Below are 12336 nucleotides of genomic sequence, written 5' to 3'. Positions count from 1 at the left end.
ACCAGCGTATCCGCTGGTCAGGGCTTCACTTCTGTCGGGACGGCCGGATTCGAACCGACGACCCCTTGACCCCCAGGCAACCAACACGGCCCCCTGAGCTGCTGTTTCGTGGCCCTTGACCTGGGGACGCGGCCCGCCATCGCTCGTGCTTGTCCACTGGAGTCCGCACCGGTCGTCACTCGATTAGTCACCCAGCCGACGATCGGACGAAATCGTGGTCAGCTCAGCAAGCAACTCCGGCGAGGGCCGCAACGGCGCGAGGATGTCTCGCACGTAGGCCGCGCGCTGCTCCCCGTTGGCGTCATGCCACCACCTTCCCGCTCCGGTTAGGTGGGCACGAACGGCCTGGACCCGGTGAGGATGACCGTCGGCGTTCCGCCAGTCATGCCACCCCTGGCCCGGATTGGCGGCTTCAAGAGCATCGGCCAAACGGTGTTGGATGGCGGCGATGAACGGGCTGCCAGCGTAGACACTTCCGAGGTCGTCGGACTTGCACTCCATGAGCATCCGATGAAGCGCCAGAACCTCGTGGTAGCCCTCGACACGTACCGTCTCCACATCCACCGCTCAAGCTTGCCCGATGGCCTGCACCGTCAGCTTGGAAGGTGTCTTGCGTCGACCTGGCGGGCGGCTTGGTCTATGCGCTGGGCAGCCGTTTCGCTGGTCGGGCAAGATCGATCGCTGAGCTTGAAGCCGTGCCACGTGCCGCTGTTGGCCGGTGTTAACCGCTGCATCGGGCACGCCTCGGGCACGGCGACCATTACGACGTGCGCCGTTAGCCGATGGCCCGATCTCCCAGCCAGCTACCAACGGTCAGGTACGTGGCTAGCTCGGACGGTATCGTTCCCTGCCTCAGCACCCACTCATCGCCTAACGACGCCACGACCAGGTCGCAGTGGTCGAACCTCAGCAGGACACCGCCCAAGGCCGGCCGCGTCGCGTAGCCCCGGATGAGAGCGGCGTCTAGCAGCCGATGACCCGGCAGCAGCGCCAGCAGGTCTGGCTTCTGCGCCGGCCCAACGCGCGTCTCACCGTGCTCTCCCATGTCGTACGCCGCGTACGGCTCGCTGAACTCAAGAAGCAGCAGCTCGCCAGACCCATGCGCCATGAGCGGCGGCACTCCCTGAAAGTGCAGCCAGAAGTGCAACAAGCTCTCCGCATCACCATCACGCCGGCCGTCGTGCCAGTGCCGAGCCTCCGTGACCGCGACGAGGTCACGACCGATGACCCGGTGCATCAGCTCGACGCCTCCAACGAGCTCACCCATGCCCCAGCACGCTACTGGGCAAGCTTGGCCTGCACACCAGGCACGGAGACCTGTTGGGTCTGCTGCACCAGTAGGTGACATCTGAGTTGGCTTGCCCTGTGGGCGGGCTGGAAGGATGTCGCTGTGCCCAAGCCTTACCCCCGAGAGTTCCGTGATGACGTCGTGCAGGTGGCCCGTGACCGCGAGCCGGGCGTGACGGTCGAGCAGATCGCGAAGGACTTCGGGGTTCACCCGATGACGTTGTTCAAGTGGCTGCGTCAGGCCGACATCGACGCTGGTGCGAAGCCCGGTACGCCCAGTGGCGAGTCAGCCGAGCTGCGCGAGGCCCGCAAGCGGATCCGGTTGTTGGAGCAGGAGAACGAGGTCCTGCGTCGGGCCGCTGCTTACTTGTCGCAGGCGCATCTGCCGGGAAAAGGCTCTACCCGCTCGTGAGCGAGCTGGCCGCCGACGGGATCCCCGTCGCGGTGACGTGCCGGGTATTGAACATCGCTCGTCAGCCCTACTACCGGTGGCTCGGCCGGCCCGTCGGTGACGCCGAACTCGTCGCCGCTCATCGCGCGAACGCCTTGGTCGATGCCCACCGCGATGACCCGGAGTTCGGGTACCGGTTCCTGGTCGATGAGGCCCGCGCCGCCGGCCAGGCGATGGCGGAGCGCACCGGGTGGAAGATCTGCTCGGACAATGGCTGGTGGAGCGCCTTCGGTAAGCGCAAGAAGCGCGGCAAGGGTGGCAAGGTCGGTTCACCGGTTCACGACGACCTCGTGCAACGGGACTTCACCGCCGACGGCCCGAACCGGTTGTGGCTGGCCGACATCACCGAACACCGCACCGGCGAGGGCAAGCTCTACCTGTGCGCGATCAAGGACGTGTGGTCGAGGCGGATCGTCGGCTACTCCATCGACTCACGGATGAAGTCCCGGCTGGCCGTCAACGCGTTGCACAACGCTGTAGCCCGACGCGGCCGGCTGGCCGGCTGCGTGCTGCACACCGACCGTGGGTCGCAGTTTCGCAGCCGAAAATTCGTCCACGCCCTGCACCAGCATCACATGACCGGATCGATGGGCAGAGTCGGCGCCGCCGGCGACAACGCCGCCATGGAATCGTTCTTCGGGTTGCTGCAGAACAACGTCCTCGACCGGCGGACCTGGACCACCCGCCAGCAGCTCAGGACCGCGATCGTGACCTGGATCGAGCGGACCTACCACCGCCGCCGACGACAACACTCTCTGTCCCGGTTGACCCCTATCGAGTACGAGACCATCATGACCCCACCGGCCAGTCAGGCCGCGTGACTGAAACTGTCACCTATCGGTGCAGCAGACCCGCACCCGCACCCTACGGCTGCTCCATTCCTTGCTGAATCGCGCGGTCAACCGTGCAATGGCGCGAGACAAGGTCAAACGTAACGTGGTAGCTCTCTGCGCCGTTCCGACTGGCCGCAGCGGACGACCATCAAAGTCGCTCACCTTCGACCAGGCCCTGGCGCTCCTGGTTGCCGCCGAAGGCAGCTCGCTGCATGCCTACATCGTGCTTTCTCTTCTGACGGGCGCACGTACCGAAGAACTCCGTGCCCTTACCTGGGCACGCGTTGACCTGGCGGGCGACCCGGACCGCAACCCACCAACGCCACCAGCCATCCAGGTCTGGCGTTCGGTCCGCGTCGACGGAGACACCAAGACCAAGAAGTCCCGCCGCACACTGGCTTTGCCAGCCCGGTGCGTGAGCGCCCTCACCGCCCACCATGAACACCAGGGCCGACCTGATGATGACTGCCTCGTCTTCGCCTCCACCGCCGGCACAGCCCTCGACCGGCACAATGTTCTTCGGGCCTTCCGCCCGGTCGTCGCCAAAGCGGACCTTGATCCGCGCGACTGGACCCCACGCGAGCTACGACACAGCTTCGTGTCCCTGCTGTCCGACAGCGGCATGAGCATCGAACAGATCGCCGACCTCTGTGGGCACTCTGGTACGACCGTCACCGAGGGCGTATACCGGCACCAGCTTCGACCGGTGCTCTTGAGCGGCGCGATCACCATGGACCAGCTCTTCGGCGCTGAGGCATAGTCACTCAGCTAGTCACCCAGCCATAATCAAAGGGCACATCCATCAATCGGATGTGCCCTTTGAACTGCGTCGGGACGGCCGGATTCGAACCGACGACCCCTTGACCCCCAGTCAAGTGCGCTACCAAGCTGCGCCACGTCCCGATGCTCCCGCAGGCTTGCCCGCGACAGCCGGTACAGCCTACCGCACGATCTTTCTGTTCCCCGTATCCACCCCTCGGTGGCGACGCCCACCCTCCTAGCCAGGCACGGAGGGGTGAGGTGAGGTTAGCCGTGCGCCTTGCCGCGACCGCCGGGACCGAGCTTCTTCCGGGCGCGGACCGAAATCTCGATCGGACTGCCCTCGAAGCCGAACTCCTCCCGGAGTTTGCGCTCCACGAATCGCTGGTAGCCCGCGTCCAGCGGGCCGGTGGTGAACAGTACGAACCGCGGCGGCGCCGCTCCCGCCTGGGTGGCGAAGAGAATCTTCGGTGCCCGTCCCCCACGGACCGGGTGCGGGGTCGCCTGCACCAACGCGGTGAGCCACGCGTTGAGCTGCGCTGTCGGCACTCGCGTCTCCCAGCTTGCCAGCGCACGGCGGAGCGCCGGGGCGAGCTTGTCCACCGCGCGTCCGGTCCGGGCGGAGAGGTTCAGCCGGATCGCCCAGGGAATACGGCGCAGCTCCCGTTCGATCTCCCGGTCCAGGTAGTATCGACGGTCGGCGTCCACCAGGTCCCACTTGTTGAAGGCAATCACCAGGGCCCGGCCGGCATCGGTGACCATCGACAGGATTCGCTGGTCCTGTTCACTGATGACCTCGCTGGCGTCGAGCAGGACCACCGCAACCTCGGCTGCCTCGATCGCCGAGGTGGTACGCAGGCTCGCGTAGTACTCGGTGCCGCTGGCCTGGCCTACCCGTTTACGCAGGCCGGCGGTGTCAACAAGCTGCCAGGCCTCGCCGCCGATCTCGACGAGGCTGTCCACCGGGTCGACGGTGGTGCCGGCGACCGCGTCAACGACTGCCCGAATCTCACCGGAGAAGCGGTTGAGGAGGCTGGACTTTCCAACGTTGGGTCGGCCGACGAGGGCGACCCGACGGGGGCCACGCGGACGGTCCTCGACGATCTTGGGTGCCTCCGGTAGCCGGTCCAAGATGAGGTCGAGCAGTTCGCCGGAGCCACGGCCGTGCAGCGCCGAAACCGGATACGGCTCCCCCAGGCCGAGCGACCAGAGCGCGGATGCCTCCATCTCGATGGAGCTGTTGTCGGCCTTGTTGGCCACCAGGATCACTGGCTTGGCGCTACGTCGCAGCATCTTCACTGCCGCCTCGTCCACGTCGGTGGCGCCCACCACCGCGTCGACCACGAACAGCACCACGTCCGCGGTGGTGATGGCCGACTCCGCCTGGGCGGCGATGGCGGCGGCACGGTCCTTCGCATCCGGCTCCCAGCCGCCGGTGTCGACGACAGCGAACTGTCGGCCGTTCCACTGCGCGTCGTATGGAACCCGGTCCCGGGTCACCCCGGGTACGTCCTCAACGACCGCCTGCCGACGCCCGATCAGTCGGTTCACCAGCGTCGACTTTCCCACGTTGGGACGGCCAACCACGGCCACCACCGGCTGCGGAACCGCGGCCTCGTCGACATCGAGTTCGGGGTCGACCCACTCCACCCAACTGTTCGGCTCGTTCATCGACCCACACCCCGCTCGGCCAGCATCTCCCGCAGTCGCACGACGACCTCGTCGATGCCGAGTTCAGTGGTGTCCAGCACCACGGCGTCCAGGGCCGGCACCATCGGGTCGGCCTTGCGAGTTGAGTCCAGCCGGTCCCGACGGGCCAGGTCGGTGGCGGTGTGCCCCACGTCGGTGGCGTTCTCGGCGCTGCGACGGGCTGCCCGGGCCGCCGCGGACGCGGTCAGGAAGACCTTCAGGTCGGCGTTGGGTGCCACTACCGCACCGATGTCGCGCCCCTCGATCACGATCCGGCCGGCGGCAGCGGCCAGGTCCCGCTGCCGGGTGACGAGCAACGAACGGACCGCCGGTACGGCGGCCACGGCCGAGACCGCCCCGGTCACCTCGGATCCGCGGATCTCCACCTCGACGGGTACGCCGTCGGCGGTCACGCCGTATCCCTCGGGATCGGTGCCGATGCCGAGCTCGGTTTCTCCGGCGACCTTGGCCACGGCCGACGGGTCGGCCAGATCAACTCCGGAGCGCAGCACCGCCCAGGTGACCGCCCGGTACATCGCGCCGGTGTCGAGGTAGCGCGCGCCCAGGGCGATCGCGAGTCGCCGGGAGACGGTGGACTTACCCGAACCGGACGGCCCGTCCACAGCGACCACGCAGCCCCCGGTCCGTACGTTTTCCTCCACCGCAATCCTCCTCAGTCCGTACCTCGCGGTCCACGCCCGCGAGCGGTATCCGCCCGCTGATAATGATGCCTGGCACGGTGTGGACCTCTCGTGCCGCACCGTGGGGAGCGACCGCTCCCGCGCAGCGGGTCGCACGGAGCTTACCGGCTGCGGTACCCGCCACCGCCGACGTCAGTCGCCGACCGCCTTGAACAGCGCGGCGACCTCCGCGTTGGTGAGTCGACGGGTGCGCCCGGCGCGGAGGTCGCCGAGCCGGATCGGCCCGATCGAGGTACGCACCAGCCGTGACACCGGGTGGCCGACCGCATCGAACAGGCGCCGAACGATGTGCTTGCGCCCTTCGTGCAGGGTGACCTCTACCTGGGCGGTTTTGCCCAACGTGTCCACCACGCGGAACGCGTCCACGGTCGCGGGACCGTCGGTCAGTTCGACGCCGGCGGCGAGGCGCCGGCCCAACGAACGAGGAATCGGGCCGGACACCTCGCACAGGTAGGTCTTGGGCACCCCGTAGGAGGGGTGCATAAGCCGATGCGCGAGCGTTCCGTCGTTGGTGAGCAGCAGCAGGCCCTCGCTGTCCGCGTCGAGCCGTCCGACGTGGTAGACCCGCTGTTCCACGCGGTTGCCGAGGAAGTCGCCGATGGCGGTCCGCCCCTTCTCGTCCGCCATCGTGGAGACGACGCCGCGGGGCTTGTTCATGGCGAGGTAGACCAGACGGGTGTCGGCCTGAAGGCGCTCACCGTTGACGTAGATGGTGTCGGAGGTCGGATCCGCCCGGTCGCCGAGCTGGGCGACCCGGCCGTTCACTGTCACCCGCCGGCGGAAGATCAGGTCTTCGCAGGCACGCCGAGAACCGACACCGGCGGCGGCGAGCACCTTTTGGAGGCGTTCCGGGCCGGTGTAGACGGGCGCGTCGGGCTTCGGGGCGCGGTTATCGCGAGGCATCGGCGAGGTCTTCCACATCGTCGGGGAGGAACGGAGCGAGCGGCGGCAGGTCGGTGATGCTGTCCAAGCCGAGCTTCTCCAGGAACAGGGTGGTGGTCCGGTAGAGGTGGGCACCGGTTTCCGGTTCGGTGCCGCACTCCTCCACCAGCCCGCGGGAGACCAGGGTACGGACCACCCCGTCGCAGTTCACACCGCGGATGGCGGAGATCCGGGATCGGGTAACCGGCTGTTTGTAGGAGACCACGGCCAGGGTCTCCAGCGCGGCCTGGGTCAGCCGTACGGTCTGGCCGTCGAGGACGAACCGCTCCACGTACCCGGCGTACTCTGGCCGGGTGTACAGGCGCCAGCCGCCGGCCGCTCGACGCAGCTCGAAGCCGTGCCCACGGGTGGTGTAGCCAGTGGAGATGGCGTGCAGCATCGCCTGGACCCGGTCAAGCGGCTGCTCCAGCACGTCGGCGAGGGTCGTTTCGGCAACCGGCTCGTCCACGACCAGGAGGATTGCTTCCAGGGCGGCGCGTAGCTCGGCGTCGTCGAGCACCGACACGGGTGGGGCCGGCACTCGTTGGCGGGGCCGTCCCCGGTCGGGTACCGATACCCTGCCTACTCCCGTGCCCGCACCCGCTTCGACACCAGCACCAGCCGATTCTCCGGGCACGGCGACGGGGTGGTGACTCTCGGCCGCGCCGGGCGGTTCGGGGTGGGGTTCTCCCCCGCGCGGCACGGCAGCGGCTTGCGCCTCGACCGGTTCGGCCGGTGTCTCGCGGTGGCGTTCCCATGGCGGGATCCACGCGGCGGCCTGGTCGGCCAGGGAGTCCCCGTGTTTCTCGTCACCCATCTCGCTCGTCCTCTGTCGTAGCCGGCCTTCCGCCGGGTGGCACCGCCCCCGCCGGGTGCGACCTGGTCGCCGGGGGCGGCGTTGCCGCCCCGGGCCCGGAGTCGGCCGGAACGGAGTCGGTCGGCCCAGCCCCCTCGGATCCGGTGGTGGGCAGCGTCCCCGCGTACTCGTCGATGTCCAGGTCGCTGCCGCCCTCGACGGGGCCGGTCCAGCGTACGGTCAGCTCTTCCAGGGCCTCTTCCTGGGCAAAGGCGACCAGTCCTTCCCGGTAGAGTTCCAGCAGGGCGAGGAAGCGGGCCACCACCTCGAGGAGGGCCTCGCAGTCCGCGCAGAGCCCGGAGAACGTAGCCGTCCCGGCCCGGCGTAACCGCTCGGCGATGATCTCGGCGTGCTCCCGGACGCTGACCCGGACCTGGTGCACGTGCGCGATGGACACCTCCGGCGGCGGTGTCGGGGTGAACACCCGGACAGCCAGGTCCCGTAGCCGCTGCGGGCCGATGCCGAACACCAGGTCAGGCAGGGCCTGCGCGTATCGTGGCTCCAGCGTGACCGCCCGTGGGTACCGCCGCCCGCCGGTCTCCTCGAGCACCGCGATGTGCGCCGCCGCCTCCTTGTACGCCTTGTACTGCAGCAGCCGCGCGAAGAGCAGGTCCCGGGCTTCCAGCAGGGCCAGGTCCGCCTCGTCCTCGACCTCGGCGGCGGGCAGCAACCGGGCCGCCTTGAGGTCGAGCAGAGTAGCGGCGACGAGCAGGAACTCGCTGGTCTCGTCCAGATCCCAGTGCTCGCCCATTGCCCGCAGGTAGGCGATGAACTCGTCGGTGACCTGGTGCAACGCCACCTCAGTGACGTCCAGCTTGTGCTTGCTGATCAGTTGCAGCAGCAGGTCGAACGGGCCGGTGAAGTTAGCCAGCCGGACGGTGAAGCCGCTGGTCTGCTCCCCACCGCCGGACTCCGGGACGTCGACGGCGACCTCGCCGCCGGGTGTCGCGACGTCGACGGCGGTGTTGCTGGCCCCGGGGGGCGTGGGCTGGTCGAGGGGCAGTACGGTCACCGGCAAACCGTAGTCCACCACCTGGGCGCCCTACTCCCGGTCTACCGCTCCGCGTGGGCGGCGATCACCTCGCGGGCGAGTTGCCGGTAGTTACGCGCGCCGGAGGAGGCCGGGTCAAGGGTGGTGATCGGTGCCCCGGCCACGGTGGACTCGGGGAACTTCACGGTTTTGGTAATCACGGTCTGGTAGACCTTGTCGCCGAATGCCTCCACCACCCGCTGCAGCACCTGGCGGCAGTGGGTGGTGCGGCTGTCGTACATGGTGGCGAGGATGCCTTCGAGCTCCAGGTCGAAGTTGAGTCGCTCGCGAACCTTGTCGATTGTGTCCAGCAGCAGGGCCACGCCGCGGAGGCTGAAGAACTCGCACTCCAACGGGATGAGCACGCCGTGGGAAACGGTCAGCGCATTGATCGCCAGTAGGCCCAGGGAGGGCTGGCAGTCAATCAGGATGAAGTCGTAGTCCTTGCGGATACTCTTCAGTACCCGCGCCAGCGCCATCTCCCGGGCGACCTCGTTGACCAGTTGGATCTCGGCGGCGGAGAGGTCGATGTTGGCCGGAAGGAGGTGCAGTCCGGCCACATCGGTCTTGATCAGCACATCGTCGCAGGTGACGTCGTCCTGCATGAGGAGGTTGTAGACCGACAGGTCGAGGTTGTGCGGGTTTACCCCCAGACCGACCGAGAGGGCACCTTGCGGGTCGAAGTCGACCAACAGCACACGGCGGCCGTACTCGGCCAGGGCGGCGCCCAGGTTGATGGTCGTGGTGGTCTTGCCGACGCCGCCCTTCTGGTTCGCCATCGCGATGATACGGGCGGGGCCATGCCGATCGGTCGGCATCGGTTCGGGGATCGGCTTCCGCGTCGTGTAGGCGGCCGGATCTGCCGGGCCCAGGTCAGTGCCGAGTGTGGACTGCTGCTCGCGGAGCTCCGACGTCCAGGTCTCGGCACGGCCACCGTTGCCAACCATGTCTTCGTTGCCCCCTCCCGACGGCCACACCGGCGTCGGAGCCGACCGACGTCCTTCGCGACGCCGTCGCGAATCCTGGCCGCGTCACTTCCGCCAGGTCCGCGCCGAACCTGACTGTACGCCACCGGCGAGCAGGCCGCTCAGCACCGGTCCGGCGTGTCACACCCATCAACCGAGCGCCCGCGGGTGGGCTGTCGCGTACACCTCACGGAGCCGTTCGACAGTGACCAGCGTGTACACCTGGGTGGTGGTGACCGAGGCGTGGCCGAGTAGTTCCTGCACCACGCGCACGTCGGCGCCACCGTCGAGCAGGTGGGTGGCGTAGGAGTGACGCAGGGTGTGCGGGGAGACGGCCTGCGGCCCGACGTCCGACAGTCCGGCCCGCCGGGCGGCATTCCGCAGGATCGTCCAGGCGCCCTGCCGAGACAACGGGCCGCCGCGGGAGTTGAGGAAGACCCTCGGGGTGCCTCCGCCGGCGGCGGCGAGGCCGGGGCGGGCGCGCACCAGGTAGGCGTGCAGCGCAGCCACGGCGTACCCGCCGATCGGGACCAGCCGGTTCCGCCCGCCCTTGCCCCGCAGCAGTACCGCGCCGGCGTCGAGGTCGAGGTCGTCAACGGCGGCGCCGACCGCCTCGGAGATCCGTGCGCCGGTGCCGTACAGGAACTCCAGCAGTGCCCGGTCACGCAGCCCGAGTGGCGCCTGCCCGCCGGCGGCGGAGACCGGGCCGACGGCTTCCAGCAACCGGATCACGTCGTCAACGGGCAGCGCCCGGGGCAGCCGGCGGGGCGGCGCCGGTGGGCGGACATCACGGCTCGGGTCCGCACCGGTCAGGCCCTCGCGCAGCGCGAAGCGATGCAGGCCACGCACGGCGCTGACGGCCCGCGCCGCGGAGGACGCCGCGAGTGGTCGGCGTCCCTCGTTCCCGACGCGCAGCCGGGCCAGGTGGGCTTCCACCTGGCCCGGGGCGACCGACGCCAGATCGGTCACCCCGATCGACGCGAGGGTGTCGAGGTAGTGGGCCAGGTCCCGACGGTACGAGGCGAGTGTGTTCGCCGCGAGTCCCCGCTCAACGGCAAGGTGGTCCAGGTAGCCGCGGACGGCGCGGCGTAGGGCCGGCGCGGGATCGGGTTCGGCCTCGGCCGTCATGGTTGACTCGCCGCCGCGTCAGGCCAGCACCTCGGCCAACGGCAGGGTGGCCATGCCGTGCGCGTCGGCGACCGGGCCGTAGACGACCCGGCCGTCGTGGGTGTTCAGGCCCAGCGCGAGCGCGGAGTCCCGACGCAGCGCTTCCCGCCAACCGAAGTTGGCCAGTTCCAGGGCGTACGGCAGGGTCACGTTGGTCAGCGCGTAGGTGCTGGTGTGTGACACGGCACCCGGCATGTTCGCCACGCAGTAGAAGACGGACCTGTGCACCGGATACGTCGGGTCGGCGTGGGTGGTGGGACGCGAGTCCTCGAAGCAGCCCCCCTGATCGATGGAGATGTCGACCAGCACACTGCCCGGTTTCATTCGGGCAACCAGTTCGTTCGAGATCAGGGTCGGCGCCTTGGCCCCGGGCACCAGCACCGCGCCGATGACCAGGTCCGCGTCGACCACCGCCCGTTCGATCTCGTATGCGTTGGAGGCGACCGTCTGCAGGTGACCCCGGTAGATCGCGTCGGCCTGACGCAGCCGGGCCACGTTCTTGTCCAGGAGCAGCACCTCGGCTTGGAGGCCGAGCGCGATGGCGGCGGCGTTCATCCCGGAGACGCCGGCACCGATGACCACGGTCTTCGCCGCGTACACGCCGGAGACGCCGCCCATCAGCACGCCGCGTCCACCGCCTTGTGCCTGTAGGTGGTAGGCGCCGACCTGCGGGGCGAGCCGGCCAGCCACCTCGGACATCGGGGCGAGCAGGGGCAGCGACTGGTCCGGCAGCTCGACCGTCTCGTATGCGATGGCGGTGACCCCGCGGTCCAGCAGCGCGTCGGTGCACTCCTTGGAGGCGGCCAGGTGCAGATAGGTGAAGAGGACCTGGCCCGACCGCATCCGGTGGTACTCCTCCGCGACCGGCTCCTTGACCTTCAGCACCAGTTCGGCGCTCTCCCACACCTCGTCGGCAGTGGGGAGGATCGTGGCGCCGGCGGCGGCGAAGTCCTTGTCGCTGGTGCTGGAGCCGACGCCGGCGCCGGACTCGACGAAGACCTGGTGGCCGGCGCGGACGAACTCGTTGACCCCCGCGGGCGTGATCGCCACTCGGTACTCGTGATTCTTGATCTCACGTGGGATGCCGACCTTCACGATGCAGACCCCCTTCTCCGGGGCTACACGCCCCAGCTACTCGGCGACACGGCGGCTCCGTTGCCGCAGTGCTCAGGTCCCGCCGGCGGCAGTCTAGGCCCGCGGGAACCGCCAGGGAGCCAGCACTGTGACATGGGGTGAACACTCCCGCTAACGATGTGTCAAGCGGAGCGGACCCGGTCAACGCCCGGTACTCGGCGGCTCTCTCCACTGTTGGGGCGCCTCCCGCCTCTCGTCAGACGTACCGATCCCCCGTGCGGACAGCTAGCTGTGGATCACTACTGTGTCGCCTCATGACTACTCCTCACTACCAGCCCGGCTACCCGGCGGGCGTGTCCGACAGAAGTAAGGTCGTCGCGGGCGTCCTGCAGATCCTGCTCGGCGGCTTCGGCATCGGCCGGTTCTACATGGGCGACACCAGGACCGGTGTAATCCAGCTCATCGTCAGCCTGATTACGTGCGGCTTCGGCGCCCTCTGGGGCTTGATTGACGGCATCCTGATCCTGGTCAACGGCGGCGTCGACGGTCAAGGCCGACCGCTGCGCGGCTGACCCCCGGTTTTACCTGTACGTGAGGGGCCGC

Annotated in this window: 12 protein-coding genes, 1 tRNA gene and 1 pseudogene; 3 read left to right on the top strand and 11 right to left on the bottom strand. The window is 68.7% G+C overall.

What is annotated here, in order from left to right:
• Positions 1-183 precede the first annotated feature (183 nt).
• Together STROP_RS09775 and STROP_RS09770 are read right to left on the bottom strand one after the other, a co-directional pair.
• The gene (locus STROP_RS09775; RefSeq protein WP_011905827.1) at positions 184-564 is read right to left on the bottom strand and encodes a hypothetical protein; all 381 of its coding nucleotides are present in this window, start codon (positions 562-564) and stop codon (positions 184-186) included.
• Positions 565-775: 211 nt separating this feature from the next.
• The gene (locus STROP_RS09770; RefSeq protein ID WP_028564725.1) at positions 776-1267 is read right to left on the bottom strand and encodes a hypothetical protein; all 492 of its coding nucleotides are present in this window, start codon (positions 1265-1267) and stop codon (positions 776-778) included.
• A gap of 123 nt (positions 1268-1390) precedes the next feature.
• On the opposite strand from STROP_RS09770, the gene STROP_RS09760 reads away from it, so the two are divergent.
• Positions 1391-2559 (top strand): IS3 family transposase gene (locus STROP_RS09760; RefSeq protein ID WP_085981790.1). Its coding sequence is split into 2 segments (ribosomal slippage): positions 1391-1675 and positions 1678-2559, totalling 1167 coding nucleotides; the frame shifts between segments, so codons are not numbered across the junction.
• 34 nt (positions 2560-2593) lie between these two features.
• Positions 2594-3331, top strand: a pseudogene (locus STROP_RS09755) (site-specific integrase); the annotation flags it as partial.
• A 69-nt stretch (positions 3332-3400) separates the two neighbouring features.
• On the opposite strand, the gene STROP_RS09750 reads toward STROP_RS09755, so the two are convergent.
• The 9 genes from STROP_RS09750 to ald all read right to left on the bottom strand — a co-directional run bounded on the left by STROP_RS09750 (position 3401) and on the right by ald (position 11754).
• Positions 3401-3474: transfer RNA gene (locus tag STROP_RS09750), tRNA-Pro, on the bottom strand.
• Positions 3475-3597: 123 nt separating this feature from the next.
• Positions 3598-5001 carry a ribosome biogenesis GTPase Der gene (der, locus tag STROP_RS09745; protein WP_011905822.1) on the bottom strand — a complete coding sequence of 468 codons (1404 nt, stop codon included), beginning with the start codon at positions 4999-5001 and terminating at the stop codon, positions 3598-3600.
• Positions 4998-5681 (bottom strand): (d)CMP kinase, encoded by a 684-nt coding sequence (gene cmk, locus STROP_RS09740; RefSeq protein WP_011905821.1) that lies wholly within the window; start codon positions 5679-5681, stop codon positions 4998-5000. Before cmk ends, der begins: the two co-directional genes overlap by 4 nt.
• A 171-nt stretch (positions 5682-5852) precedes the next feature.
• Entirely contained in the window at positions 5853-6623 is a 771-nt protein-coding gene (locus STROP_RS09735; RefSeq protein WP_026275469.1) for a pseudouridine synthase, read from the bottom strand.
• Complete coding sequence (gene scpB / locus STROP_RS09730) at positions 6610-7458, bottom strand: SMC-Scp complex subunit ScpB (RefSeq protein ID WP_011905819.1); 849 nt, start codon at positions 7456-7458, stop codon at positions 6610-6612. The genes STROP_RS09735 and scpB overlap by 14 nt, the downstream gene beginning before the upstream one ends.
• On the bottom strand, positions 7451-8530 hold the full coding sequence (locus tag STROP_RS09725) for a segregation and condensation protein A (RefSeq protein WP_011905818.1): 1080 nt from the start codon (positions 8528-8530) through the stop codon (positions 7451-7453). The genes scpB and STROP_RS09725 overlap by 8 nt, the downstream gene beginning before the upstream one ends.
• 20 nt (positions 8531-8550) lie before the next feature.
• Entirely contained in the window at positions 8551-9474 is a 924-nt protein-coding gene (locus STROP_RS09720) for a ParA family protein (protein ID WP_011905817.1), read from the bottom strand.
• Between the two features lie 168 nt (positions 9475-9642).
• Positions 9643-10620: a site-specific tyrosine recombinase XerD gene (locus STROP_RS09715; RefSeq protein ID WP_011905816.1), complete on the bottom strand. Its 978-nt coding sequence runs from the start codon at positions 10618-10620 to the stop codon at positions 9643-9645.
• 18 nt (positions 10621-10638) lie between these two features.
• Positions 10639-11754, bottom strand: a complete 1116-nt coding sequence (ald, locus tag STROP_RS09710; protein ID WP_011905815.1) for an alanine dehydrogenase — start codon at positions 11752-11754, stop codon at positions 10639-10641.
• Positions 11755-12008: 254 nt separating this feature from the next.
• On the opposite strand from ald, the gene STROP_RS25110 reads away from it, so the two are divergent.
• On the top strand, positions 12009-12305 hold the full coding sequence (locus STROP_RS25110) for a TM2 domain-containing protein (protein WP_238380288.1): 297 nt from the start codon (positions 12009-12011) through the stop codon (positions 12303-12305).
• The last annotated feature ends 31 nt before the right edge of the window (positions 12306-12336 follow it).

This window comes from Salinispora tropica CNB-440, from assembly GCF_000016425.1.
In the GTDB taxonomy this organism is placed as follows: Bacteria; Actinomycetota; Actinomycetes; order Mycobacteriales; family Micromonosporaceae; genus Micromonospora; species Micromonospora tropica.
Note: the sequence above shows the minus strand (reverse complement) of the source record. Positions and strands in the feature narration are given on the sequence as shown.

Coding starts and splice junctions, on each gene's coding strand:
- STROP_RS09735 (WP_026275469.1), bottom strand. CDS start 6,623: ATGCCTCGCGATAACCGCGCCCCGAAGCCCGACGCGCCCGTCTACACC.
- STROP_RS09770 (WP_028564725.1), bottom strand. CDS start 1,267: ATGGGTGAGCTCGTTGGAGGCGTCGAGCTGATGCACCGGGTCATCGGT.
- STROP_RS09720 (WP_011905817.1), bottom strand. CDS start 9,474: ATGGTTGGCAACGGTGGCCGTGCCGAGACCTGGACGTCGGAGCTCCGC.
- der (WP_011905822.1), bottom strand. CDS start 5,001: ATGAACGAGCCGAACAGTTGGGTGGAGTGGGTCGACCCCGAACTCGAT.
- scpB (WP_011905819.1), bottom strand. CDS start 7,458: ATGGGTGACGAGAAACACGGGGACTCCCTGGCCGACCAGGCCGCCGCG.
- STROP_RS09715 (WP_011905816.1), bottom strand. CDS start 10,620: ATGACGGCCGAGGCCGAACCCGATCCCGCGCCGGCCCTACGCCGCGCC.